We start from the raw sequence: 25,345 nt of genomic DNA on the forward strand, positions 1-25,345 counted from the left end.
TTTGACATCTATCCTTTTTTTTTAGGCAAATCTGGGAAAAAATCTTGACAATTCCTAAAAAATTGAGTAAGACTCTCTGGCTCTAGTGGCGGTTGTTTGACTCCCGGGAGGGCGATCGCCCTCCTCAACTTTGGCAGATGTGCTAACAGTTAGGGAGGGGTGCAATCTTGGCCCTAAGGATGCTCTGGGGACTCTAAACCCAGCCTTAGGACACCAAAAACGACTATATAGCAATTAACGGTTAACTGAGGATTAGGGGGGGGCCATCTGATACGTTGCTCTAGGTTTTTGGGTCTGCTTAGTTGAGCTTGGCCCGTCACTAAACCGCTAAAAACTCCTGAATCACCTCTTGGGAGAGGTCTTCTGTCGCTCCTGAGGCGACGATTCCCCCTTTCTGCATGGCGTAGTAGCGATCGGCTTGGCGGACAAAGTGTAAATGCTGTTCCACCAAAAGGACGGAAATCCCCGTGCGCTCGATAATACGACGGACGGCGGCCTCAATTTCTAGGATAATCGAGGGTTGAATCCCCTCCGTAGGTTCATCAAGGAGTAACAGGCGCGGTTGGCCCATCAGGGCCCGGGCGATCGCCAACTGTTGTTGTTGTCCACCACTCAAGTCTCCCCCCATGCGGCCCAACATCGTCTCTAACACGGGGAATAACTCAAAAATTTCCGGGGGAATCACCTTCTTCGAGCGTCCCGGACGGGCCTCTAACCCCAACAAGAGATTTTCCTTGACCGTGATGCGGGGGATAATTTCTCGACCTTGGGGAACATAGCCAATTCCCGCTTGGGCCCGGCGGGGTGTGGATAAGGACAACAGGGGGCGATCGCAAAAGTTGATTTGTCCTGATCGAGGAGCTAACAACCCCATAATCGTCTTCAACAGGGTCGTTTTACCCACCCCATTCCGACCAATGAGACAGACCATCTCACCCATGGGAACACTCAAATCCACATTACGCAGAATATGACTCTCGCCATAATAGACATTCAAGCCCGAAACCTGGAGCATTAACCCGGAGTCGGGAGTCGTGGTGCGGGTATCTACAGCTTGCATCGGTTAATCCTCCTCCTCCGAAGGTCCTAAATAGACTTCAATCACTCGTGGGTTATTTTGAATCTCATCCATGGTTCCTTCACAGAGGAGAGACCCTTGATGTAACACACTCACCGTTCGGGCAATTTGTCGCACAAACTCCATATCATGCTCAATCACAATAATCGAGTGATTCTCCGCCAGAGTCAGGAGCAAATTGCCGACATTTTCCGTTTCCTCATCCGTCAACCCCGCCACCGGTTCATCCACCAGCAGTAAATCGGGGGACTGGGCCACCAACATGCCAATTTCCAGGCGTTGTTTCTCCCCATGGGACAGGAGTGCCGCCTCTAAGTTCGCCTTAGCACTTAAGCCAATGGTTTGCAGAATCCCACTAACCGTCAGCCGTTCTCCCTGGTCCGGCTTACCAAACAGGGTTTGAAAGACTCCTTTACGGCGATTACAGGCTAAATCGAGGTTATCCCAGACCGTAAGATTGAGATAGACACGGGGGGTCTGAAATTTACGGCCAATGCCCAGGCGAGAAATTTGATGTTCGTTGAGGTTGCGCAGATTCTGACCCTTGAAGCGGACTTCACCCTCCGTCGGTTGAACTTTCCCGGTAATGGTATCGAGAAAGGTCGTTTTTCCCGCCCCATTGGGACCAATGATCACCCGTAATTCTCCGGGGTCGAGGCTGAAAGTAAGGGCATTGAGCGCTTTGAAGCCGTCGAAGTTGACGGTGAGGTTATCGATTTCCAGGATTTTTTCAGTCATGTTGGGGAGACGGGGAATTAGCGATCGAGACGTTCGAGTTCATCCTGTTCCTGCTGAACTTCCGGGTTGAGGTCAATGTCGGGATAGCTCACCAGACGCGGTTGCAGGCCCAGGCGCGATCGCACTTGGGGAATGGCCGAATCTCGGAACCAACCATAAAGTCCATTAGGAAGGACTGTCACGACAATTAGGAATAAGCCTCCCTGGAAAAATAACCAAGCCTCGGGAGACCATTCACTCAGGAAAGTTTGGGCAGTGCGGACTAAGATGGTGCCGATAATCGCCCCGATCAGGCTCGCTCGACCACCGACGGCAACCCAAATGACCATTTCAATGGAAAAGGCAACTTCCATAAAACTCGGGGTAATCAGTCCCGTTTGGACTGTAAATAAAGCCCCAGAAATGCCGGCGATCGCCCCGGAAACTGCAAAGACTAAAATCTTAAAGCCGGTGGGGTCATAGCCAGCAAAACGGGCTCGAATTTCATCATCCCGAATTGCCACGAGCATCCGTCCAAAACGCCCATCTGTCAACCAACGACAGAGTAAATAGACCAAACCCACCATGACTAGAGACGTTTGAAAAAAGGCGAGCTGAGCTTGAGGCGCTCCAGCCGCAACGCCGAAGATTTCATAGCGATTGGTACTGAGTCCATTGGTCCCGTTAATCAGGTCTTGCTGCCCGTTGAAGAAGTTAAAGAACACCAAGAGAGCCGCTTGGGTCAAAATAGAAAAATAGACCCCCTTAATGCGGTTACGAAAAACCAAATAGCCCAGAAGTCCGGCCACAAGTCCCGGAATCAGGACAATGGAAATTAGGGTAACTGGCAGCGAATAAAACGGTTGCCAAATCCAGGGCAGCTCCTCCACACCATAGAGGCTAAAAAAGTTGGGGATTTGCCCTTCCGGAAGTTGTAAGTTCAGGTGCATGGCGAAGGCATAGCCCCCGAGAGCAAAGAAGATTCCATGACCCAAACTTAATAAACCGGTGTAGCCCCAAATTAGGTCAATGCCTAAGGCGGCAATAGCCAGGGCCACGAAACGCCCTAACAATCTCAGGCGGAAGACCGGTAGGATTAGGGGCATGATGACCGCCAAGGCGATGGCAACACCGAGGACGATCGCCGGTTCGAGCCACCATTTGGGGCGACGGGATTTTGTCCCTGGGGGATGGGTCGGAGAAGAACTCATTATCACACTTAGTTACTTTTGTCAATAGCCAGGCGACTATCAATTGCTCAGATAGTTCAGAAGAGAGGAACTACAGTTCAGCCGTTCGTCCTTTCTGGGGAAAGATCCCTGACGGTTTGACCTGTAAGAAGGCAATGATCAGGGCAAAGACCATGACCCGAGCCATACTGGTTGAGGTGAAAAAGCGCAGAAACTCAGCAACAAACTGTAAGGCATTGATATCGTCAAAAACCCCAACCAATGCCCCAGATCCCAGCAGATAGGTACTCACCCCAATGGCCAAAGCGGCGAGAATGGCTCCAAACATATTGCCCACTCCGCCGACAACCACCACCATAAACGTGTCCACAATGTAGTTCTGACCCACATTCGGCCCCACAGACCCCAGTAAGGTAATGGCGCAGCCAGCAATCCCCGCCAAGCCTGAACCGAGAGCAAAGGTCAGAGCATCCACCGTTTCTGTGGGAATCCCCAAACAGGCACTCATACTACGATTCTGAGTCACTGAACGAATCCGCAATCCCCAATCAGAGCGATTAAAGAACCAATACACTGCCAATAGACAGAGTAGGGTTAAAACAATGATGAACATTCGGGAATAGGGCAGACGATAGGCTCCCACTTCCAGACCCCCTCGCAGCCAGGGTGGCGTACTCACGTCCACATTACGCGGACCAAACCAGGGCTGTGCCAAGGTATTCACCCCCGTCATGGCCCAGCCGGCTAGTCCAGCAATCCCTAAGGACAGGGGCAGGAGGACGGCGATCGCCCACCCTTTTATCCCCTCCCAGTTGGGGCGACGACGCAACACCCACATTCCCCCGAAAAAGAGGGCGCAAAAGAGCAGAATGGCGATCGCCAACAACCAATTCACACTACGCACCAACTGGCGCAAAATCAAACTTACCCCCCAGGTCGCCAACAGCGTTTCCAGAGGTCGACCATATAGGAAGCGAATCACCCCCCGCTCTAAAATTAGCCCCACCATCGCGGAGATCAAAAATGCCGCTGGGAGAGCCACAAAAATATAAAGTCCAAATATGCCGTCACCCGCGTCCAAATCGCGAAAGAAATTTTGCACAACAAAGGTGGTATAGGCACCTAGCATCATTAACTCACCGTGAGCCAAGTTAATAACACCCATCAGCCCAAATACAATCGCTAGACCTAAGGCCGCAATTAGGAGGACTGACCCAATGCCAATGCCGTTAAAAATACCAACAGCAAGCTCGATCATGGGTCGTGATTAAAACTAAAAACTGACAATATATAGGGGCGAATGAGGGTGCAGCTCGATCCGCGAACACCCTCAACAGAGGTCAAACTTGAGACCCTTAAAAAGGGAATTTAAGCATCTTCAAGTCTAAACCGTCCCCCCTTATTGGGGTCACTCCAGTCGCAAGCATAGCCCTGAGTCTCAGGGACATATTGGTTCCAAGGCTGTGGGTCAACCCGGTCTTCCGTGGCCCAGACAATATCAAACAGGCCATCGTCACGCACCTGACCAATGCGAACCATTTGGGAAATGTGATGATTCTCATTCATCGTCACTAACCCCTGAGGAGCTTGGAACTCCTGACCAATAGCAGCCGCCCGTACCCCTTCGATATCATAGGCGTCACCCACCTGTTCCGCTGCCTGTTTCCAGAGATACACCATCAAATAAGCAGACTCCATGGGATCGTTGGTGACGCGGTCCTCCCCGTATTCGGCTCGGAATGCTTCGACCCAAGTTTCATTCTCTGGAGTTTCCACAGTCTGAAAATAGTTCCAGGCGGCATAATGACCCACAAGCAAGTCAACACCGATTTGTTGAACTTCTTCCTCTGCCACACTCACAGACATCACTGGATAGCGTTCAGGATCCAGACCAGCCCCTTGCATTTGCGTGAAGAAAGCGACGTTGCTGTCTCCATTGAGGGTGTTAAAAATCACCCCACCATCAGGTAATGCCCGTTGAATTTGGGAGATAATGGGCGTGACTTCTGTACTGCCGAGGGGCATATAGTCTTCGCCCACAACCGTCCCACCTTCAGCCGCAAGTTGTTCCTTGATAATCGTGTTGGCTGTACGGGGGAATACATAGTCCGACCCCACTAAGAAAAATTCATCCCCCTTATTTTCCAGAAGCCATCGCACCGCTGGCTCAATTTGTTGGTTGGGGGCGGCTCCAGTGTAGAAAATGTTTTTGGAGCATTCCTGTCCTTCATACTGCACGGGATACCACAGCATATGGTCCCGAGTTTCAAAGACATCCTTAACCGCCTGACGACTCGCCGAAGTCCAGCAGCCAAAGACCACAGCAACCCCATCTTGGTCGATGAGTTTCTCGGCTTTCTCAGCAAATGTCGGCCAGTCAGAGGCCCCGTCTTCGACGATGACTTCGAGCTGCTTACCATTGACGCCGCCATTGGCGTTAATTTCTTGGATGGCTAGTTTTTCCGCATCAACTAGGGTTGTTTCACTGATGGCCATCGTCCCACTAAGGGAGTGGAGAATGCCCACTTTAATCGTGTCATCATCTCCACCAGCGCCGCCCGTCGCCGGACCATTGGGGTCAGCGCAGGCCTTGAGAATTAAACTGGTTCCAAATGCGGCTGAACCATACCATAAAAATTTACGCCGTCCTAAACCTTTGCTCATATTTAGTCTCTTTGCTTAAACATAGAAAACTGTTGTCTTTCTCATGAGAGAAAATTGGAGTCTTCTCCTTCAGTTCCTTTACAAAAAAGGGAATTTAGGGTTACAAAATTTTCTATTCTGAAGGAGCCGTCCAGGAACGTATCCTAAACCAATTGTTCTAGAGATAATGTAATCTAGGCTACCAAAATAAACGAAGATAAGATTACAACATTATTCAACGAAAAGTCTAAGTCTAAAAAAGCTCCCGCTTGCCCTTTGGGACTGATAAACGGGAGCTGGCTCTCAATTTACGACGGGTTGAGCAACGGGTAGGGATGAACGCTTAGCGAATACGATAACCAATATCACTACGGAAATAAGCCTTCTCAAAGTCAATTTTGTTGACTGCCCCATAGGCATCGGCGATCGCCGCCGGAAAACTATCTGCGACAGCTGTCACCCCTAAAACTCGTCCACCACTGGTTAGTAATTGTTCCTGTTTCAATTGGGTTCCAGCATGAAAGACGATCGCCCCTGTCTCTTGAGCTTCCGTTAGCCCCGTAATTCCTTTCCCTTTCTCATAGTCTCCCGGATACCCTCCTGAAGCCATCACCACACAAACCGCCGCCCCAGGATGCCAGTCTAAGGGAGGTTGCTCGGCTAAAGTTTGATCTATACAGGCTTGCAAGAGAGTATCCAAGGGAGTTTGCAGTAGGGGTAACACCGCTTGAGTTTCTGGGTCTCCGAAACGACAGTTAAACTCTAAAACCTTAATCTCGCCACTCTTCGTTACCATCAAGCCAGCATACAAAATACCACGATAGTCAATGCCACGTTCTTGTAACGCAGCCAGAGTGGGTTCTAAGATGTCCTTCTGAACCTGGGTCATCCCCGCCTCAGACAAGACTGGTGTTGGTGCGTAGACCCCCATCCCTCCCGTGTTAGCCCCCGTATCTCCTTCACCAATAGGTTTATGATCCTGGGCCGGGAGCAAAGGAACCACGGTTTTTCCATCGCACAGGGCCAACACCGACACTTCCTGTCCCGTCAAAAATTCTTCAACCACCAGAGTCTCGCCTGCATCCTGAAACCGTCCGCTAGCAATCTCATCAATGGCGGCGTAGGCCTCTTCGATGGTTTGAGCCACCGTGACCCCTTTCCCCGCCGCTAGTCCATCGGCTTTGACGACAATGGGCGCTCCTATCCGTTGCACATACTCTTTGGCAGCCTGACTCTCTTGGCGTCCAAAGGTGACTGAGGTTGCCGTGGGAATCCCCGCTTCAACCATTAGGGTTTTGGCCCAAGCCTTACTCGCTTCAATTTGGGCCCCCGCTTGACTCGGGCCAAACACGGGGACCCCGCGCTCTTGTAAATAATCGCTAATCCCCATCGCCAAGGGCATCTCCGGCCCCACCACCACAAAGGGACAGCCCTGCACCTGAGCAAAGCGAGCAATGCCTTCAAAATCTGTCACTGACATGGCAAGGTTAAAGCAGTTGGGGAGGGTTGCCGTTCCCCCATTCCCCGGCACGCAAAAGACCTTATTGACTCTCGGGGACTGAAGCAATTTCCAGGCGATCGCGTGTTCCCGCCCACCGTTACCAATGACTAATACGTTCACTCAAACCTCCTAACATCCGATTCACCCCAGGGGGCGATCGGTCAATCATGCCAAGCCTGATTCTACACCCACGGCCGCACCTAGAGACCATTTTCCCAGGGACTGTCTTGGGTCAGAGGCACAAATTTGGGTAGAATTGTCGAGTTTGAACAGAATCGATTTCTAAAACAATGTCTAAAATGCAGTCGATTAACGCTAGGTTTGGCATAGGCTCGCGTTCTCGTTCCCTTTTCGTCAGTTTATTGGCTGGGATGATGCTTTTCCTGGCCAGTTGTGGGAACGCCCCTCCAGCTGAGCCCCCGACCTATACCCCCGACGTAGTGCAACGGCTAGAGTCCTACGCCGGCGATATCCAGGGGATGCGCGATCGCATGGGCGAACTCGAACAGCTCATCCAAGAGCGAGACTGGGTCTATGTGGATAACTTCATCCATGGTCCCCTAGGAACCCTGCGGCAAGACATGACCCTGTTTAACCGTAATCTTCTCCCTCAAGATCAGCCCCCCGGTCGCGAGTTAGCCCGGGAGGTGTTCCGTCATCTCGAAGCCATTAGTCTTGCGGCTGAAAATTCCGATTACGCCACCGCCACGAAAAATTACCGCGAAGCCCTCACGGACTTAGATGCGTTCCTAGACCTGCTTCCCAAGTCGAGCGGGAGTTAAACCGACTTCAGTTTTTTGTCCGTAAACCCCGTTCCTGGGGGCGAACTGAGCCAGCTCGCCCCCATTTTTTCAAGGACAGAAGCGGCGGGCCTACAGGGTAGCCAATACCTCACGAGCCGCCGCCAGAGTGCGCTCAATGTCCTCATCCGTATGAGCCAAGGAAGTAAAGCCCGCCTCAAACTGGGATGGGGCTAAATAAATGCCTCGTTCTAACATCCCCCGATGGAAGTTGCCGAACTTGGTCGCATCGGAGAGCTTGGCATCATCATAGTTATGCACCGGTCCCTCACAGAAGAACATCCCGAACATGGCACTAAGGGAACCACCACAGACCGTATGCCCGGCTTCCTGGGCCGCATTGAGTAACCCTTCCGAGAGTCGTTGGGTTTTCTCATGTAGTTGTTCATAGACCCCAGATTTTTGCAGTAATTCCAGGGTTTTAATGCCCGCCGTCATGGCCAAAGGATTGCCCGAGAGGGTTCCGGCTTGATACATCGGACCCGCCGGAGCCACCATAGACATGATATCGGCACGACCGCCATAGGCACCCACCGGTAGGCCACCACCAATGATTTTACCCAGGGTGGTTAGGTCAGGAGTGACCCCAAAGCGTTCTTGAGCGCCTCCATAGGCAATGCGGAAACCAGTCATCACTTCATCAAAGACCAGTAAGGCCCCATGGTCTTGGGTGAGTTCCCGCAGGCCTTCCAGGAACCCCGCATCAGGAAGAATAAAGCCAGAGTTGCCCACCACCGGTTCTAGGATGACCCCGGCGATTTCCTCGGGATTATTTTTAAAGAGTTCCTTCACTGCTTCCAGGTCGTTATAGGGAGCAGTTAGGGTGGCGCTGGTGGCCGCTTTCGGGACGCCGGGGGAGTCAGGAAGCCCCAGGGTGGCGACCCCAGACCCAGCTTGAACCAAGAAACTATCGGCATGACCGTGATAGCAGCCTTGGAATTTGATAATTTTCTCCCGGCCCGTGAAGGCCCGCATTAGGCGCAGTACGCCCATGCAGGCTTCGGTTCCTGAGTTGACGAAGCGGACCATTTCGATGCAGGGAACCGCATCGATGACCATTTCCGCCAGGACGTTCTCTAGGTAGCAAGGGGCGCCGAAGCTGGTTCCTTTTTCCAGGGCCTCCCGCAAAGCGCCAATGACTTCTGGGTTAGCATGGCCACAGATGGCAGGTCCCCAGGTCCCAACATAGTCAATGTACTGGTTGCCATCGACGTCCCAGACATAGGCGCCCTGGACTCGGTCAAAGACGATGGGTTGACCGCCAACGGATTTAAAAGCTCGCACCGGCGAACTCACGCCACCTGGCATAAGTTTTTGGGCAGCGGCAAAGATTTCTTCCGACTTGGTTGTTTGTAGTGTCGTATAAACCAAAGCAGGCTCCTTAATTGATGTCTAACGGCTTAACGTCAAGGTCGCGCAGGATAATATCTGCGATAAAATTGCATTTTGAGAAAACTCGAAACTTCTATCTTAACGGACAACGGCTCGAATCTCACGGGGGAGTGGCCGATGAGGGGGCCAACTTCAGTTCAGTGCCTCAGGAAACTGGACAGATGGGGTGCGGCTTGGGGGTTGAGCGAGCCCGCTCTCGTGAGTTTGGCCTGACAATGGCATAATCGGGGATGATTAACGACGCTTCGAGTTTGAAAACGTGCGAGTTCTACTGACGATTCCTCATTATTTTAATCCCCAAGGTTCTAAGGCTCATGGATCGTTGCAGTCAAATCCTCAACCTCGGATTGAGGCACTGACGGCTTGTCTGCGATCGCTCTATGAAACCTTTGGCACACGTCAGAGTTATTATGCCCATGATGTCGACGAGTCTCGGGTTAAACGCAAACCCGCCAATACCAGCACCCAAGTTGAGCTGGACATCGTGATTTGTACCACGGTAGAGTTCCATCTGTTAGATCAACTCCCCTTCCCGTCGGACTTGTTTCGCCAGGAGTCCTTTATCCTAGAAGATCCCCAATGGTTAGGACTCGGCTGCCATTTAACCCTACAACGTCAGTTGGGGTCCTATGATTATTACGGCTATCTTGAGGATGATTTAATTCTGAGAGATGGATACTTTTTTCAAAAACTCAGTTGGTTTAATCAGCAGGTCGGAGACTCTCTCGTTTTGCAACCGAATCGCTTTGAAGTCTCTCAGCAAGGGAGTCCTGAAAAAGTTTACGTCGATGCAGATTTTGAAAGCATCTCCCAGCTATTTGCTGGCTGTCCTCACGATTTCAGTGACCAACAACAGCTAATCGCCCAGTTCTTAGGCCAGCGCTTGCAGTTTAACCGAGCCAGAAACCCCCACTCCGGTTGCTTTTTTCTCAGTGCTCGTCAACTGGACTATTGGACTCAACAGCCCCATTTTATGAATTTTTCTCGACGTTTTATTAGTGGTTTGGAAACTTGTGCAACCCTGGGATTGATGGAAACCTTTTCTGTCTATCAGCCAGCGTTTGAAAATGCCAATTTCCTGGAAGTTCAGCATTGGGGCGACGCGCTCACCCGAAGCTGGCAGGAGGATGACAGTTTCAGCTACAGGAGCCGCTGTTATGCGCCAAGACCCGCTAACCCCAAGGCTCTAAGTTGGTCTCCAGACCTCTGATCGGTTTAGAATTGACTCAATAATGGGGGTGGTGGGACTTGAACCCACACGACTGTCACCAGTCAACGGATTTTAAGTCCGTAGCGTCTACCATTCCGCCACACCCCCAGGATGTCGATTTGGCTTAGTTAGTTTAAGCGCATTCCTTCAATGTAGCTGAGATGGCTTTTTTTGGCAAGCCCTGGGCGGAAATTGCTCGAAAACCGGTAGAATAGCAGCCAGTTTAGTGGCAACCGTCCATCATGCAATCCATCGACTGGCTGATTGTTCTGAGTTATTTAGTCATCACCATGGGCCTAGGGATTTATCTGTCCCGCAAGGCTTCGAGTAGTTTGGAAGACTTTTTTGTTTCAGGGCGATCGCTCCCCTGGTGGTTGGTGGGGGTGAGTATGGCGGCCACAACCTTCTCAATTGATACCCCCCTACTCATTACTGGCATTGTCGGTAATCAGGGCATTGCCGGAAACTGGCTTTGGTGGAGTTTTGGTATTTCCCATCTGCTAACGATTTATCTGTTTGCGAAGATGTGGCGGCGATCGGAGGTGATCACCGATGCGGAACTGACGGAGATTCGCTATGGGGGTAAGATGGCGGCGGTTCTGCGGGGGGTAAAAGCCTTTATCTTTGCCGTTCCCATGAACTGCATCGGCATCGGCTACGCCATGCTGGGAATGGTGAAGGTGGTGGATGCGTTGCAAATTTGGGAAACCTTGGGGATTGAGGCCGGAGATACCCAGTTAAAAATCTGGAGTGTGGTGGGGGTTAGTCTTTTTGTCCTTGTTTACTCTGGCTTGGCGGGATTGTGGGGAGTTGTGGCTACGGACTTCTTCCAGTTTATTTTGGCGTTGTTGGGGGCCTTATTGGTGGCAGGAATTGCCCTCGATCGCATTGGTGGGATGGAAACCCTCATCAGCCGTATCCCTGAAGTCACCGATATTAACACCCTCGCCATTCTCCCCTTTGATATTGGCGGCGAAGGAGGGGTAATTAGCTTTGGAGAAGCCGCTGGAATTACCGCCAGTGCCTTTTTTGCCAATATCTTTATTCAATGGTGGGCCTGGCGACGTAGTGATGGTGGTGGGGAGTTTGTGCAGCGGTTTGCAGCGGCGAAAACCGAGGCGGAGGCGGAAAAAGCGGCCTGGACATTTAATATCATGCACTATGTGGTCCGGACTTGGCCCTGGATCATCGTGGCCCTGGTGGCGTTGGTGGTCTTTCCGGATTTGGAGGATAAGGAACTGGGCTATCCCATGTTGATGTTGGAGTTCTTGGGGCCGGGATTGTTAGGGTTAGTGGTGGCCTCGTTGGTGGCGGCGTTTATGAGTACCGTCTCAACCTCGATTAATTGGGGGGCTTCTTTTATCACTAATGACCTCTATCGCCGCTTTGTTAATAGCGAGGCCACGCAAACCCAGTTAGTCCTCGTGGGGCGGTTGTCCTCGGTATTGGTGACTGGGTTAGGGGCGATCGCCGCCTTCCTGGCCAATGATATCAGTCAGGTGTTTGAGTTGATTATCGCCATCGGTACAGGGTCAGGGTTAGTGTTAATGCTGCGCTGGTTCTGGTGGCGAGTCAATGCAGCGGCAGAACTGACAGCGATTGTGGCCAGTTTTATTGTGGGGAGTTTAGCTACCCTAGCGGTGGGTTGGCAGGTTCCGGCGGGGAGTTGGCAAGAAACTTGGGTGGTGAATCCTATGTCTGACTATGGGATTCGGGTGATGACGATTACGGTAATTGTCTGTAGTCTCTGGATTGTGGTGATGTTCTTAACTCCCCCAGAGTCCGAGGCCACCCTGGATGAGTTTTATCGCCGGACTCGTCCGGGGGGGTTAGGTTGGGGACGACAACAGGCCAACACGGGCCTACTACCCGCCCAGAATTTGACCTTAGATTTAAAACGGTCCGTTGCGGCGAATCTCTTGTTATTTGGGATGTTACTCGGTTGCGGTGGCTTTCTCTTATTGCGATCGCTCTTCGGCTGGTTCTGGCTGATTGTGGCAGTGATTGGTGGTATGTGGCTACGTCAACTCAATAAACATAAGGCGATCGCCATTCCCCGCCCAGGAACTGAGGAGTAGGGAACAGGGAACAGGGAACAGGGAACCACGTAGGGGCAATCCCTTGTGGTTGCCCGAGGACACAAAGAAGAACACAGCGATGGATTCCCCCCTATCACCCCTTGCCTCTTGCCTCTTGCCTCTTGCCTCTTCCCCCCTCCTCTTCCTCTGTGTCCTCTGTGCCTCTGTGGTAACCCTCTTGCCTCTTGCCTCTTGCCTCTTGCCTTCTTCTAAACCTGAAACCGATCGCCCAAATAATACTGACGTACCAGGGGATTATCGTAGAGTTCCCCTGGACTTCCTGAGGCGAGGATTTCCCCTTCGCGCATAATGTAGGCGCGATCGGTAATTTCTAGGGTTTCTCGGACATTGTGGTCGGTAATGAGGATGCCGATATTGCGATCGCGCAACCGGGCAATCACCTGTTGAATATCATTAACGGCAATGGGGTCGATGCCAGCAAAGGGTTCATCAAGGAGTAAGAACATCGGTTCCCCATAGCCGGTGGAGAGCGATCGGGCAATTTCCGTGCGTCGTCGCTCCCCCCCCGAAACCTGTCGGCCCAGGGTGGAGGCGACTTTCCCTAAACTGAACTCCTCTAGCAGCGTGTCTAGCCGTTTACGCCACTCGCGACGGGGAACCCCAGTCTGTTCAAACACCAACAAGAGATTATCCTGCACGGTGAGATTGCGAAAAATACTCGCTTCCTGGGCCAAATAGCCCACCCCCATCTTGGCTCGCTCGTGCATGGGCAACACGGTAATATCCCGTTGATCCAGCCAAACCCGGCCGCGATCGGGTTTGACTAATCCCGTCACCATATAAAAGGTGGTGGTTTTTCCCGCACCATTGGGCCCTAAAAGTCCCACCACCTCCCCTTGACTCACCGACAAGTTGACGCGGCTGACAATTGACCGTTTCTGATAGGACTTATGGATGTTCTCAAGGACAATTTTCATGGAGGAGGGATAGGAACAAGGACTCTAGCGAATCGCCGGGGGTGCGGGAGCGGAGGGCCGTTGACCGTTGCCATTCTCGGGAATCATATAAATGGCTTCCACCTGACGTTCTGGGAGGGGTTGGGCCACAAATAAGCCTTCATCGATTAAATAGGTCACCACCTCACCGCGAATGCTGTTCCCCTCCTGGAGGACAAAGACGTTCCCCGTCAGCACCAGCCGTTGTTCATTACTAAAAAACTGAGCCTGATTTGAGGTGGCCTGGAGATTGCGGGAGGGGAAGTTGACCTGAACATTACCTCGGGCCGTGACAATTCCCGTGCGTGCGTCGGCTTCCTGTTGGTCAGCGCGAACGGTGAGGGGTGAGCCACCATTGCCTTGAGAGTAGGTCGGGGGGGCGATCGTCCCCGAGAGAGCGATGGGGAGCGATAAGGCCAGCGCCAAGCGCCATTTCGCCAATGTTGGGATGTTCATAATTAATTAGGTCACAAAGGCTGAATCGATGAGCCAATCCGAAGTTAAGCGGGTAAGCCAACCGGAACAGGTCTGAGGTGGCTGTAGTTTATCTTAGCAATGGCTGTTCTCCCTAAACGATGCCATAGGACAGTCTTCCACCTGAGTGATGGTGTTTCCGGTGTAAGCGCGAAATGGTCTCAATCGCAGCCACTCCCGTCACTGGCTGTAATTTTGTCACAAGGGAGCCGGAGGTAACTCCTGAAACCCTTGAAATCTCGTATCCCAAGCCTCGCAACTGTCACATTGCCTAGAAGACACTCCGCAAAGTCAACTGTTTTCGACCCTAGAGCCAGAGTCCCCAGCACACAATGAACTCATACCAAACAAACGACCTCGCTCTAAGGACTCTGCCGCCATGAAAACCGCACTTCGCCTCGCTGCTCTCTCGACCCTCGCTGTCTCCAGCTTTGGAACCAGCTTTGCTCCTCAAGCCGCTCAAGCCGCTACCTTCGGAGAACGAGCTGTTGCTCAAGATAACTTCGTGGCTGTTGCGGCACCTGTGGGTAACACCGGACGTCATCAACTGCTCGTCATTGAACAACAATCCAATCGCCGCGATTGCTGGTCGGAAAATGGCTCCATTGTCAATCCCCTGTTAGCTAACTTCGACTTCAGCGGTATCTGCGGACGGTATACTGACAGTAATGGTTACTCTATTCGCACCGGTGGACAAGACTTAGGGGTTCAATACAATCTACGCACGGTTCGCCAAGGAGCTGATTTAGTCCTACAAGGAGTTCCCTTCCTCCCCAACCGACCCACCATTGAACTCGGACGCGCTCCCTACGCCAACGACTTTGTTCGCATTGACCTCAATGAGGGTTGGGAGTTCAGCAAACGCACCTACCAAGGACGCACCCTGGGTCATGTGTATCTCTCGAACTCCCAAAGTCTGAGTGCCTTGACTCAAAACTCCAACACTAGCGCCAGCCGTCCTTCGACCCCGACACCTCCTCAGCAACCTCAAGAAAAACAACCCGCTCCCCAACCTGCTCCCCAACCCTCTCAACCGAGTCAAGAGCAACCTGTGCGGGATGAGCTGGCCTTCAGCAGCAGCCAGCAAGAGCGCATTAGTCAAATCCGTCAGTCCTATCTCGCGGAAAATGCCCGCCTCGAAGCTCAACTGAATCAGGCGCGTCAGGAGTTGCAAGAGATGATGATTGGTGATGCCTCCGCTCGTCAAGTGCGTCGCCAACGTAACCAAGTTGAAGGTCTGCGCCAACGGATGAGTGACAATCGTTTCTCCAGCATGATGGCGGTTCGTGATGTGATGTCCGTTGAACAACGCACAGCGTTTGCTCAGTCCATGGATTTGGATAATGCGGATATGAATGCGGTGCTAACTGCACTAACTCGTTAATTTGTCAAGTGATGTTTTGTTGCAAAATTGCTTAAGTTTCTGCCCCGGTTGGTTCCATAAACCGGGGCGTTTACGTTTAATTCCAACAGGGTTCAACAATTAGAATCGTGATATCCCGTGCCACCACTTGAACTCGGGTTCCGGGTTCGAGAATTAAATCCCGATGCTGACATTGCGCCTTCCACCAGGTGGCGCGGTAGTATACCCGTCCTGGAGAATGGTAGGCAATCCGTTTCGAGACGGTAGCTTCCCCGAGTTGTCCCAACATGGGGTCATAGGGGAGTTGAGGAAGCTCAGGGGTAGATGCACTCAGGCGTTGACGAAGGCGAAACATCGGGAGTCCTCCAAGTGAATTTGCTCTTTGATTACACCCTGGTTTTTGGGAAATTTATGCAGCGTGATGGTCGAGACGTCAGACGTTAGCCAGTTCAGGGAATTGGGCAAATTTTGTAATTCGCAGCAAATCCCAGGTGAATGACCTGAATCTCGCTAAAATAGATGCCAGCCCTTACTGATCTATCTCTGATTGAGTGCAATTTTTACGGGTTTCTTTCTTCTCTGTGTCCTCTGTGACTCTGTGGTTCCCCCCACTGCCTACGGCCGTCTTCTCCTATGTCCACCTCTCTCCCCTGTCATTTCTTAGTTGGTATCCCCGCGAGCGGTAAAAGCCACTTCGCGGAGGGATTTGTTAAACGAGATCCTAACTATGTGGTCGTGTCTACCGATGCGGTGCGGGAAAAACTCTATGGGGATGCGGCCATTCAGGGAAATTGGCTTGAGATTGAGGCGGAAGTTTTGGCTCAGATGCAAGGGGCGATCGCCCAAGAGCGGCCTATCATCTATGATGCCACCAATGTCCGCCGGGCCTGGCGCTTAGACTTCTTACAATCGCTACAGGCGCTGAGTGAGCCGCCCCTGACTTGGATCGCGTGGGTGATGGAGGTTCCGGTGGAAGTCTGTAAACAGCGTAATCGCGATCGCCCCCGAGTCGTTCCGAACTATGTGATTGATCGCATGGCGGATAGTCTAGCGCAAACTCCGGTGACCACTGCGGAAGGATTTCTAGATGTGCGATCGCTCCCCCGAACGGCTCAAGGAGATATTGACTTTTCCGAAGTATTCCGGCAAATTGACCGCCTCTCCCTGCGTCTTGTCCGTCGCCGGAACCGCAACGCTCAGGTGGTGTGGCATCCCTACGGGTCTCTAGTAGCCTTTGAACGGCTGATGTTCCTCATCGCCTATCTTCTCAAGCAGGGGGCCAGCTCCCATTATCCCAGTCTCAAGGAAATTGTGCGGAATTTGGGCCGAGAGCGGGGCCGAGTCTATGCCGATGAAGGGGCCCTAGCCGCAGATCTCTATTGGCTGCGTTCTCAGAAATTTTTTGCCCCCCACGCCGACAGACCACTTGAGATTGAAACCGCCGAACCCCGGGAGCCTCAAGATTTGATTCGTTGTCATCGCTATAGCGATCGCCAATGCTTTCTGCGGCTACTCGAAACCATCCGCGCCATTTTACAACATCCCTTTGAAAATCAGCCAGATTTAACCGTTCAGGAGAGTTTGGTGACTGTTATCAATCGCCATCAAACCCTCACCGATGGGGTGACCTTGCGTAAAGACATCGAACTGGCCCTATACCCCTATGGAATTCTCGATCGCCAACAAAACTATCGCTCCGGCTATTATCTCGGCACCTCCATTTTCTCCCTGGAGGATTTAACCTGGCTCCATCAACAGTTACAGGGACAGGCTGAACTCATCAGTCGTCCTGAAGACCGGGAGCAGTATTATCGAATTTTGCAGCAAATCGAGCGTCTACACCCCGACGCCTTGCAGTCAGACTATCCCATTTGGCGCTTTGGCAATCCCTCAATTATCCAAGTCGATGGCTTAGTCAATATCTCCCTGGCGCGGCGACGGGGACGGATTGAACAAGCCATTCGTGATCGCGAACTCCTCTCACTTCAGAAGTTAGCGGGAGCCGGAGAGTTTCCCGGAGACCCCGTTGCCTTAGAAGCCTATCCCCTGCAACTGATTTTTCATCAAATTGCCTGGTATGTCGGTTGGGAGTCAAAAGCTGATGGCTTGTTGAGTTTTGAGCGTTTGGATCGATGGTACTTACGAGTTGAACGGACCCAACTGTATCGCGATCGCTCCAGTCACAAAAAAGCCCTGAAACGGCTGCAACAGCTCCATGAAGCTAGTGTAGGGGTATTTCTCGGCCGCAATGTTGAAGAACAACATCAATACCTAAGTCGAGGGCCCAAACAGCGAGCAGCCACGGTACTCGTGGAATTATGGTGCAATGATGCCAGTTTTCGTTTCATCCGGGAAGGAACCCAGCGATTTCCCCTCAAACAAATGAGGATGTCCGATCCTGACGGCCAGGGCGATCGCCGTCGTCTAACCCGATTATTTTCCGCCAAGGGAACGGACAACCCCGAATATCCCCACCGCTTTCAAGTCCACCTCCCCTGTTGGTCTATTGATGATATTGAACTGCGACGTTGGATTTTGGGATTTGGTGGTCAGGTGCGGGTTATCAGTCCTCCCCGCCTACAACAGATGATTCAAGAGATGGCCAAGGCGATCGTGGTCACCTATGAGTCAGACGAACCTTAGGGATTCTCACCCCCAAATAGGAACCAATTGCCTCCACTGGCCACCCTCAGCCGTAATAATCCCCGCCCAAAAACCCCCAAACCCCTAAAAATCCGTTCCCCCAGTTGTCAACTGTCACAAGGGCAACCGGACAGTTCTCGAAGTCAACTCTGCGCCTCCCAAGTCATCGTCAGCTCCCCCCACAATGAAGTCATAACAAACAAACACCAACCTAATCCCAGGACAACTCCCATGAAAACTGCACTTCGTCTCGCCACTCTCTCCACCCTCGCTCTCACCACCTTTGGCGCAACCTTCACCCCTCAACCAACCCAAGCCGCCCTTTTCGGGGAACAGGCTGTTGAACAACAAAACTTCATCGCTATTGCAGCACCCGTGGGAAACACAGGACGCCATCAACTACTCGTGATTGAACAACAGTCCAATCGCCGGGATTGCTGGGCTGAAAATGGCTCCAGAGTAGAACCCCTCCTCTTAAACTTTGACTTTACAGGAATTTGTGGACGCTTCACCGATAGCAATGGCTACTCCATTCGCGCCGGTGGCGAAGACTTAGGAATGCAATATCGCCTACAAGTAGTTCGTCAAGGGGATGACCTTGTTTTACGAGGTGTTACCTCTCGTCCCAATCAGCCCACCTTAGAACTCGGACGCGCACCTTATAGTAATGACTTTGTCCGCATTGGCCTCAATGATGGCTGGGATTTCTCGAAACGAACCTATCAAGGACGCACCTTAGGTCACGTGTATCTCTCTAATCAATTGAACTTGAGTGCCTTGGCAAATAACTCTGATACCGTGGCTGAGGGTCCCTCAACTCCCCCTGAGGATAACAAACCCTCTCAACCCTCCGAACCCTCTCAGGACCAAGACTGGCGAGATGAAATTGAACTGACCCAGGACCAACAACGGGAGATTACCCAAATCCGTCAGTCCTATCTCGCTCAAAACGGTCGTCTTGAAAGTCAATTGAATCAGGCCCGTGAAGAGTTACAAGAGATGATGATTGGGGACGCATCTGCCCGTCAAGTGCGCCGTCAACGGAATCAGGTTGAAACCCTACGCCGCCAAATGCGTGATAACGAGTTTGCCAGCATGATGGATCTTCGTCAGGTGATGTCCGCCGAGCAACGAGTGGCCTTCGCCCAGGTGATGGATTTAGACGGTGACCTGGTGGATGCTGACCACATCATCACCATGCTCCTTCGCTAATCCGATTTCTCGCTTTCCCTTGCTTCTCCTAATAGTTCGATCCGGCTTCCTCCCTTGAAGCCGGATTTTTTGGCTGGGAGCGGTAAACAGAACAAGCTAAACTCTGGAGTTCTCGCCAGGGGGGGAACTGGCACAAGTCTAGATAGACAGTTGGGGAAGTAGAACCTCTAAACCCCTAGGTTTGAGGACATCGCAAGATACTAATAGCTATCCGATGAATCTCACAGAGATATTGAAGAGCCTATAACCACCCTTACCACCAGCAATCACTCGCCATGAAAACTGCACTTCGCCTCGCCACCCTTTCTACATTAGCTGTCTCTACCTTCGGTATCACCTTCACTCATAAAGCTGCTGAAGCCGCCACCTTTGGCGAACGGGCTGTTGAACAACGTAATTTTGTCGCTGTTGCGGCTCCTGTGGGAAATACGGGACGACATCAACTACTGGTGATTGAGCAACAATCGAATGCTCGTCCTTGCTGGGGTGAAACGGGAACTCGCGTCAATCCTTTACTCCTTAATTTTGACTTTACAGGAATTTGCGGACGCTTCACGGATAGTAATGGTTATTCCATCCGTACTGGAGGACAAGATTTAGGAATTCAATATAGTTTACGGACGGTTCGCCAAGGAAATGATATTGTTTTACAAGGGGTTCCCTTCCGTCCGAATCAACCGACTCTAGAACTGGGACGTGCGCCCCATGCTAATGATTTTGTCCGCATTGAGTTAAATGATGGTTGGGAGTTTAGCAAACGCACCTATCAAGGACGGACTCTGGGTCATGTTTATCTCTCAAATCCTGCCACGTTAACGGCTCTAGCGGCCCAATCTCGTCCGATAGCGAATAGCCCTTCAACTCCGATCACGAAGGAACCCTCTCAACCTTCCCAGCCTTCCCAGCCTTCCCAGCCTCAAGATTGGCGGGAGGAACTAGAGCTCACCCAGCAACAACAGCAGCGAATTGCAAATATTCGTCAGTCTTATCTTGCCGAAAATGGTCGTCTGCAAAGTCAATTGACGGTGGCTCGCGAAGAGTTACAAGAGATGATGATTGGCGATGCCTCTGCTCGTCAAATTCGTCGTCAACGGAATCAGGTTGAACGGTTACGTCAACAAGTTCGGGATAATGAGTTTTCCAGCATGATGGCAATTCGTGAGATCATGTCTGCTGAACAGCGAGTTGCGTTTGTGCAAATTATGAATTTGACAGAGCGGTCTTTGAGTATTGATGAAATTATCACGACCGTACTGCGCTAAACAGATAAGCCCATTTAGGTCGTTGTTTGCAGGTGAGATACCATAAAATTACGTTAAGGCATATTCTTCGGAGAATATGCCTTTTGTTATAAAAAATATTGGTGTCCTGGAGTTAAATTTGTCTAGAAAATAAACGCTTAAAGACTATTTTTGAACGGCTTGCTTTCTTTCTTGATATGGGGGAAGGGTGGGTGCTTACGGTTCACCGCTACAGCCATCCATGGCACGACTTAAAACAATGGAATAACCCGTGTTTGGGGAGATTTGTTGTTTTTGGTAAAATCTACTATAATTAAAGAGATCTACGTTTAGAGAAAACCTATGGCCTCCCCGATCGCCCCCTTAACGGATGCACAGCGGCTAACGGTTCGCCCTGAGGACTATGGCTTGCTGACGGACTTGTATCAGTTGACGATGAGTGCTTGTTACCTAGGAGAGGGATTGGAGACGGAACGGGCCAGTTTCGAGGTATTTGCCCGTAAGTTTCCCCCGGGGTTTGGCTATGCGATCGCCTTTGGCTTAGAAACTGCCATTGAGTATCTGGAAAACCTGCACTTCACCCCCAACCAACTACAGGAGTTACAGGAAACCGGGATTTTCTCCCAGACGAGCGATCGCATTTGGCAATTACTGCAAAACTTCCGTTTTCAGGGAGATGTTTGGGCCATTCCCGAGGGAACAGTGGTATTTCCCCATGAACCCCTATTACGTATCGAAGCCCCTCTCTGGCAAGCCCAACTCGTAGAAAGCTATCTTCTCAACGTTATTAACTATCAAACCCTTGTGGGCACTCGGGCAGCGCGAATCCGGGATGTGGCCGGCGATCGCGCCCTCCTCTTAGAATTTGGAACCCGACGGGCCTTTAGCCCCCAGGCCTCACTCTACGCGGCCCGGGCTGCCCTAGCTGGGGGTTTTGATTCCACATCCAACGTCTTAGGGGCCTTTAAACTCGGCCGTAAACCTACGGGAACCATGGCCCATGCCTTAATTCAGGCCTTTGTGGCGATGGAAGGAAGTGAGGCCCACGCTTTTACCGCCTTTCATTACCATTTTCCTGGTGCTCCCCTATTGATTGATACCTATGATACGGTGGCGGCAGCGCGGTATTTAGCCAATCGTTTACAAGGGGGAGAAATCGAATTACAAGGGGTTCGCATTGATTCCGGGGATTTAGTCGCCCTATCTAAAGACGTGCGATCGCACCTTCGGGATATTCCCATTTTCGGCAGTGGTGATATCGATGAATGGGAAATCGCCAGACTTCTGGCGGAGGGGGCCTGTCTCGATGGCTATGGTGTAGGAACCAAGTTAGTCACCGGGGAACCCTTCAATGGAGTTTATAAATTGGTTGAAGTGGATGGGGTTCCGGTGATGAAGAAGTCGAGCGGAAAGTCCACCTATCCAGGACGAAAACAGATTTTCCGGCGCATTGAAGGAGGACAATGGCAAGGCGATCGCCTCGGATTAGCCGACGAATCCCCCGAACCTGGCGAAGAACCCCTATTACAACCGATTATCCTCAACGGCGATCGCCAACAGCCCCTAGACTCCCTAGAAACCCTCAGCAAACGCACCCGAGACAACGTCATGCAACTCCCCGCAGACGTGCGCGACATCCACCAAACCCAAATTCCCCAAGTCGAGATTTCCCCAGCCTTAACCCAACTGCGCGATCGCGTCTCCCAAACCCTAACCCAGTCATCCGTATAACATTCCCCTCACCTCTTGCCCCCTGCCTTAAAAATGACCCAGATTGCCCTCTTCGGAACCAGTGCCGATCCTCCCAGTATTGCCCATCGAGAGATTCTGCGTTGGCTGTGCGATCGCTATGACTGGGTAGCGGTTTGGGCTTCCGACAATCCCATGAAGCCGCAACAAACCCCCCTCCAGCATCGCTCGGCCATGCTAAAACGGATGGTGGAGGAATTACGTCAAACCCATCTCAACGCCGAGACTCCCCTCTGTGAGAACATCGCCGTTGAAGAAGCCCTCAGTTCACCCAGAACCCTAGTGACTGTTGAAAAAGCGCGTCAAATCTGGCAAAATGCCCATCTGACGCTAGTAGTGGGGTCTGACTTACTCACGCAACTGCCCCGTTGGTATCAAGTGGACGCCTTGTTGAAGCAGGTGCAACTGCTGGTGATTCCTCGCCCCGGTTGCCCCATCTCGTCAGCTAAAATTGAGGAATTGGAGAACTTGGGGGGACACATCACGGTGGCCGATATGAATGCACCGGATGTGTCGTCGACGCGCTATCGGAATACACAAGATTCCCAAGCGATTCCCCCCAGTGTAGAAGCATACATTCAGCAGGAACAATTATATGTGTAATGGGGGGATGGGGCTGTTGGAGGGGGGGCTATGGTAAACGGAGAGGAACAGCAGCAATCCATCTGCAATGCGCTGGCAGAGTTTAAGGTGGGGGTGGATAATGCTATTTTTTCAGTGGATGTCGCTGAAAATCGGGTGTTAGTGTTGCTCTTAAAGCGACAGGGGGAACCGGATTTAGGACAATGGAGTTTGCCGGGAACTCTGGTGCGTCGGGGGGAATCTTTGGAAGATGCCGCCTATCGGGTTCTCTCGGAAAAGATTTCCGTTCAGAATCTCTATTTGGAACAGTTATACACCTTTGGCGGGCCAGCACGGGATCCTCGGGAGTCTCCTCAGTCGTTTGGAGTTCGTTATCTGTCGGTGAGTTATTTCGCCTTGGTTCAACATGAGGAGGTGCAGTTACTGGCAGAGTCGGCAGAGACGATGGCTTGGTTTCCCTGCGATCGCGTCCCCAAACTGGCTTTTGACCACAATGAAATGGTTAAGTACGGCTATCAACGGTTGCGAAATAAATTAGAATACAGTCCGGTGGCGTTTGAAGTCTTACCGGAAACCTTCACTTTGAATGAAGTTTATCAACTCTACACAGCAGTTTTAGGGGAAAATTTCGCCGATTATTCCAACTTTCGCTCCCGCATTCTTAAGTTAGGGGTTCTCTGTGATACGGGGATGAAACTCTCCCGAGGGGCGGGTCGTCCGGCGAGTTTGTACCGGTTTGACTCGGAGGCCTTTGCCCCCCTAAAAGACAAACCCATGATATTTATTTAGATATTCGTGAACAACTGGACGTTTTAGAATGAAAATTGCGATCGCCCAACTCAACCCAACCATTGGAGATTTGACGGGAAATGCCCAACAAATCTTAGATGCAGCCCAAAAAGCAGATGCCCAGGGTGCATCTGTTTTGTTAACCCCTGAACTGGCGTTATGTGGCTATCCTCCCCGAGATTTACTTCTCAATCCAGGCTTTGTCAACGCCATGGAAGAACAGTTAACAGAACTCGCACAACAACTCCCCAGCCAGCTTCAGGTTTTGGTGGGAACGGTTCAACGTAATCCTCATGCTCATCAAGGGGGAAAACCTCTCTATAATAGTATTGCCTATTTAGTTGGAGGCCAGGTGAAACAGCAGTTTCATAAACGCTTGCTTCCTACCTATGATGTCTTTGATGAACATCGCTATTTTGAACCCCATTCCCAGAGTCATCATTTTAGCGTCAGTGAGGGCAATCGCACCTATCGCATTGGAGTCACCATTTGCGAAGATATCTGGAATGATGACGACTTTTGGAGTCAACGTCATTATCCTTGCAACCCTCTCGCCGATTTGGCAGATGCACAAGTTGACCTAATTGTCAATCTTTCCGCCTCTCCCTATACCGTGGAAAAACAGCAGTTGCGAGAGTCGATGTTATCCCATGCGGCCCGTCGCTATCAAGTTCCCATTCTCTATGTGAATCAAGTGGGGGGGAATGACGATCTAATTTTTGACGGTCGCAGTGTAGCCTTTAATGGAGATGGGAGTTTGGTGTATCGAGGGAGAGGCTGTGAGACAGATTTCGCGCAGTTGCAACTGACAGCCACGGGATTGAGTCAGGGGGAGGTGGTTCCGCTTCCCGATTGTCGAGAAGCGGAAATTTGGGCCGCCTTGCGGTTGGGGGTGCGGGATTATGTGCGTAAATGCGGCTTTTCTAAAATTGTCTTGGGGTTGAGTGGTGGGATTGATTCGGCGTTGGTGGCGGCGATCGCCGCTGAGGCGGTGGGTGCAGAAAATGTCTTGGGGGTGTTAATGTCGTCTCCCTATACTTCTGAGGGGTCGGTGACGGATGCGATCGCCCTAGCCAAGAATTTGGGCATTCAAACCCATCATCTCTATATTGAAGGGGCAATGACCAGTTTTGACAAGACCCTGGCCGACTTATTTGCAGGAACAGAAGCCGGAGTAGCGGAAGAGAATCTACAATCCCGGATTCGGGGAACCCTGTTGATGGCCATCTCCAATAAATTAGGCTATTTATTAATCTCGACGGGGAATAAGTCAGAGATGGCTGTAGGGTACTGTACCCTCTATGGCGATATGGATGGAGGATTAGCGGCGATCGCCGATGTTCCCAAAACCCAAGTCTATGCACTCTGTCGTTGGCTAAACCGCCGTCAATCCGGCGTTGAGGTGATTCCCGAGACGATTATCAACAAACCCCCCAGCGCCGAACTAAAACCCAATCAAACGGATCAGGATTCCCTTCCCCCTTACGATGAACTCGACGATATCCTGCATCGCTTTGTGGAACAACACCAATCAGCGGCGGAGATTGTCGCGGCCGGATATGCGCGAGAAACCGTCGATCGCGTCATTAAACTGGTATCCCGCGCCGAGTTTAAACGTCGTCAAGCCGCGCCGGGATTAAAGATTACCGATCGCGCCTTTGGAACCGGCTGGCGAATGCCGATCGCCTGCCGTCGTGGGGATATCCATTAAGCTCATACTAGCCAAT

At 51.6% G+C, this 25,345-nt stretch carries 21 protein-coding genes and 1 tRNA gene; 11 read left to right on the forward strand and 11 right to left on the reverse strand.

Going from position 1 to position 25,345, the window contains the following annotated elements; all coding sequences use genetic code 11:
* Positions 1-319: 319 nt before the first annotated feature.
* From urtE to purD, 6 genes are all read right to left on the reverse strand, one after another.
* Complete coding sequence (gene urtE, locus NEA10_RS12080) at positions 320-1,015, reverse strand: urea ABC transporter ATP-binding subunit UrtE (protein ID WP_252665343.1); 696 nt, start codon at positions 1,013-1,015, stop codon at positions 320-322.
* Positions 1,016-1,063: 48 nt separating this feature from the next.
* On the reverse strand, positions 1,064-1,816 hold the full coding sequence (urtD, locus tag NEA10_RS12085; RefSeq protein ID WP_252660476.1) for an urea ABC transporter ATP-binding protein UrtD: 753 nt from the start codon (positions 1,814-1,816) through the stop codon (positions 1,064-1,066).
* A gap of 17 nt (positions 1,817-1,833) precedes the next feature.
* Positions 1,834-3,006 (reverse strand): urea ABC transporter permease subunit UrtC, encoded by a 1,173-nt coding sequence (gene urtC / locus NEA10_RS12090; protein WP_252660485.1) that lies wholly within the window; start codon positions 3,004-3,006, stop codon positions 1,834-1,836.
* 70 nt (positions 3,007-3,076) lie between these two features.
* On the reverse strand, positions 3,077-4,243 hold the full coding sequence (locus NEA10_RS12095) for an ABC transporter permease subunit (protein ID WP_252660487.1): 1,167 nt from the start codon (positions 4,241-4,243) through the stop codon (positions 3,077-3,079).
* Positions 4,244-4,353: 110 nt separating this feature from the next.
* Positions 4,354-5,649: an urea ABC transporter substrate-binding protein gene (urtA, locus tag NEA10_RS12100; protein WP_252660494.1), complete on the reverse strand. Its 1,296-nt coding sequence runs from the start codon at positions 5,647-5,649 to the stop codon at positions 4,354-4,356.
* A 322-nt stretch (positions 5,650-5,971) separates the two neighbouring features.
* Positions 5,972-7,249, reverse strand: coding sequence for a phosphoribosylamine--glycine ligase (gene purD / locus NEA10_RS12105; protein WP_252660496.1), 1,278 nt, complete (start codon positions 7,247-7,249; stop codon positions 5,972-5,974).
* Positions 7,250-7,428: 179 nt separating this feature from the next.
* Between purD and psbQ the strand changes: the two genes are divergently transcribed.
* On the forward strand, positions 7,429-7,911 hold the full coding sequence (gene psbQ, locus NEA10_RS12110; protein WP_374111906.1) for a photosystem II protein PsbQ: 483 nt from the start codon (positions 7,429-7,431) through the stop codon (positions 7,909-7,911).
* A gap of 90 nt (positions 7,912-8,001) precedes the next feature.
* Here psbQ and hemL read toward each other — a convergent pair whose 3' ends face one another.
* Positions 8,002-9,300, reverse strand: a complete 1,299-nt coding sequence (gene hemL, locus NEA10_RS12115) for a glutamate-1-semialdehyde 2,1-aminomutase (protein ID WP_252660500.1) — start codon at positions 9,298-9,300, stop codon at positions 8,002-8,004.
* A gap of 280 nt (positions 9,301-9,580) precedes the next feature.
* Between hemL and NEA10_RS12120 the strand changes: the two genes are divergently transcribed.
* Positions 9,581-10,531: a calcium-binding protein gene (locus tag NEA10_RS12120; protein WP_252660502.1), complete on the forward strand. Its 951-nt coding sequence runs from the start codon at positions 9,581-9,583 to the stop codon at positions 10,529-10,531.
* 23 nt (positions 10,532-10,554) lie between these two features.
* On the opposite strand, the gene NEA10_RS12125 is transcribed toward NEA10_RS12120, so the two are convergent.
* A tRNA-Leu gene (locus NEA10_RS12125) sits at positions 10,555-10,639 on the reverse strand.
* Positions 10,640-10,773: 134 nt separating this feature from the next.
* On the opposite strand from NEA10_RS12125, the gene NEA10_RS12130 reads away from it, so the two are divergent.
* Complete coding sequence (locus tag NEA10_RS12130; protein WP_252660504.1) at positions 10,774-12,609, forward strand: sodium:solute symporter family protein; 1,836 nt, start codon at positions 10,774-10,776, stop codon at positions 12,607-12,609.
* Positions 12,610-12,818: 209 nt separating this feature from the next.
* On the opposite strand, the gene lptB is transcribed toward NEA10_RS12130, so the two are convergent.
* Together lptB and NEA10_RS12140 are read right to left on the reverse strand one after the other, a co-directional pair.
* Positions 12,819-13,547 carry an LPS export ABC transporter ATP-binding protein gene (gene lptB, locus NEA10_RS12135; RefSeq protein ID WP_252660513.1) on the reverse strand — a complete coding sequence of 243 codons (729 nt, stop codon included), beginning with the start codon at positions 13,545-13,547 and terminating at the stop codon, positions 12,819-12,821.
* 24 nt (positions 13,548-13,571) lie between these two features.
* A complete protein-coding gene (locus NEA10_RS12140; RefSeq protein WP_252660515.1) occupies positions 13,572-14,021 on the reverse strand; it encodes an LptA/OstA family protein in 450 nt (149 codons plus the stop codon).
* A gap of 397 nt (positions 14,022-14,418) precedes the next feature.
* Here NEA10_RS12140 and NEA10_RS12145 point away from each other — a divergent pair, with 397 nt between their 5' ends.
* Positions 14,419-15,423 carry a DUF3747 domain-containing protein gene (locus NEA10_RS12145; RefSeq protein WP_252660517.1) on the forward strand — a complete coding sequence of 335 codons (1,005 nt, stop codon included), beginning with the start codon at positions 14,419-14,421 and terminating at the stop codon, positions 15,421-15,423.
* A 76-nt stretch (positions 15,424-15,499) separates the two neighbouring features.
* Here NEA10_RS12145 and NEA10_RS12150 read toward each other — a convergent pair whose 3' ends face one another.
* On the reverse strand, positions 15,500-15,757 hold the full coding sequence (locus tag NEA10_RS12150; protein WP_252660519.1) for an NfeD family protein: 258 nt from the start codon (positions 15,755-15,757) through the stop codon (positions 15,500-15,502).
* 278 nt (positions 15,758-16,035) lie between these two features.
* Here NEA10_RS12150 and NEA10_RS12155 point away from each other — a divergent pair, with 278 nt between their 5' ends.
* The 7 genes from NEA10_RS12155 (at position 16,036) to NEA10_RS12185 (ending at position 25,329) form a co-directional block, all read left to right on the forward strand.
* Positions 16,036-18,045 (forward strand): WYL domain-containing protein, encoded by a 2,010-nt coding sequence (locus NEA10_RS12155; protein ID WP_252660521.1) that lies wholly within the window; start codon positions 16,036-16,038, stop codon positions 18,043-18,045.
* 231 nt (positions 18,046-18,276) lie between these two features.
* A complete protein-coding gene (locus tag NEA10_RS12160) occupies positions 18,277-19,257 on the forward strand; it encodes a DUF3747 domain-containing protein (RefSeq protein ID WP_252660523.1) in 981 nt (326 codons plus the stop codon).
* Positions 19,258-19,532: 275 nt separating this feature from the next.
* A complete protein-coding gene (locus NEA10_RS12165; protein ID WP_252660526.1) occupies positions 19,533-20,519 on the forward strand; it encodes a DUF3747 domain-containing protein in 987 nt (328 codons plus the stop codon).
* A gap of 321 nt (positions 20,520-20,840) precedes the next feature.
* Entirely contained in the window at positions 20,841-22,229 is a 1,389-nt protein-coding gene (locus tag NEA10_RS12170) for a nicotinate phosphoribosyltransferase (RefSeq protein ID WP_252660528.1), read from the forward strand.
* 33 nt (positions 22,230-22,262) lie between these two features.
* Positions 22,263-22,850 (forward strand): nicotinate-nucleotide adenylyltransferase, encoded by a 588-nt coding sequence (locus tag NEA10_RS12175; protein ID WP_252660530.1) that lies wholly within the window; start codon positions 22,263-22,265, stop codon positions 22,848-22,850.
* Between the two features lie 30 nt (positions 22,851-22,880).
* On the forward strand, positions 22,881-23,618 hold the full coding sequence (locus NEA10_RS12180; RefSeq protein ID WP_252660532.1) for an NUDIX hydrolase: 738 nt from the start codon (positions 22,881-22,883) through the stop codon (positions 23,616-23,618).
* Between the two features lie 28 nt (positions 23,619-23,646).
* A complete protein-coding gene (locus NEA10_RS12185; RefSeq protein ID WP_252660534.1) occupies positions 23,647-25,329 on the forward strand; it encodes an NAD+ synthase in 1,683 nt (560 codons plus the stop codon).
* Positions 25,330-25,345: the final 16 nt, after the last annotated feature.

The sequence above is a fragment of the Phormidium yuhuli AB48 genome (assembly GCF_023983615.1).
GTDB classification, from domain to species: domain Bacteria; phylum Cyanobacteriota; class Cyanobacteriia; order Cyanobacteriales; family Geitlerinemataceae; genus Sodalinema; species Sodalinema yuhuli.

Excerpts from the sequence above, each read along its gene's own strand:
- urtE (WP_252665343.1), bottom strand. The coding sequence starts at position 1,015 with ATGCTCCAGGTTTCGGGCTTGAATGTCTATTATGGCGAGAGTCATATT.
- urtD (WP_252660476.1), bottom strand. The coding sequence starts at position 1,816 with ATGACTGAAAAAATCCTGGAAATCGATAACCTCACCGTCAACTTCGAC.
- urtC (WP_252660485.1), bottom strand. The coding sequence starts at position 3,006 with ATGAGTTCTTCTCCGACCCATCCCCCAGGGACAAAATCCCGTCGCCCC.
- NEA10_RS12095 (WP_252660487.1), bottom strand. The coding sequence starts at position 4,243 with ATGATCGAGCTTGCTGTTGGTATTTTTAACGGCATTGGCATTGGGTCA.
- urtA (WP_252660494.1), bottom strand. The coding sequence starts at position 5,649 with ATGAGCAAAGGTTTAGGACGGCGTAAATTTTTATGGTATGGTTCAGCC.
- psbQ (WP_374111906.1), top strand. The coding sequence starts at position 7,429 with ATGCAGTCGATTAACGCTAGGTTTGGCATAGGCTCGCGTTCTCGTTCC.
- NEA10_RS12130 (WP_252660504.1), top strand. The coding sequence starts at position 10,774 with ATGCAATCCATCGACTGGCTGATTGTTCTGAGTTATTTAGTCATCACC.
- lptB (WP_252660513.1), bottom strand. The coding sequence starts at position 13,547 with ATGAAAATTGTCCTTGAGAACATCCATAAGTCCTATCAGAAACGGTCA.
- NEA10_RS12140 (WP_252660515.1), bottom strand. The coding sequence starts at position 14,021 with ATGAACATCCCAACATTGGCGAAATGGCGCTTGGCGCTGGCCTTATCG.
- NEA10_RS12145 (WP_252660517.1), top strand. The coding sequence starts at position 14,419 with ATGAAAACCGCACTTCGCCTCGCTGCTCTCTCGACCCTCGCTGTCTCC.
- NEA10_RS12150 (WP_252660519.1), bottom strand. The coding sequence starts at position 15,757 with ATGTTTCGCCTTCGTCAACGCCTGAGTGCATCTACCCCTGAGCTTCCT.
- NEA10_RS12155 (WP_252660521.1), top strand. The coding sequence starts at position 16,036 with ATGTCCACCTCTCTCCCCTGTCATTTCTTAGTTGGTATCCCCGCGAGC.
- NEA10_RS12160 (WP_252660523.1), top strand. The coding sequence starts at position 18,277 with ATGAAAACTGCACTTCGTCTCGCCACTCTCTCCACCCTCGCTCTCACC.
- NEA10_RS12165 (WP_252660526.1), top strand. The coding sequence starts at position 19,533 with ATGAAAACTGCACTTCGCCTCGCCACCCTTTCTACATTAGCTGTCTCT.
- NEA10_RS12170 (WP_252660528.1), top strand. The coding sequence starts at position 20,841 with ATGGCCTCCCCGATCGCCCCCTTAACGGATGCACAGCGGCTAACGGTT.
- NEA10_RS12175 (WP_252660530.1), top strand. The coding sequence starts at position 22,263 with ATGACCCAGATTGCCCTCTTCGGAACCAGTGCCGATCCTCCCAGTATT.
- NEA10_RS12180 (WP_252660532.1), top strand. The coding sequence starts at position 22,881 with ATGGTAAACGGAGAGGAACAGCAGCAATCCATCTGCAATGCGCTGGCA.
- NEA10_RS12185 (WP_252660534.1), top strand. The coding sequence starts at position 23,647 with ATGAAAATTGCGATCGCCCAACTCAACCCAACCATTGGAGATTTGACG.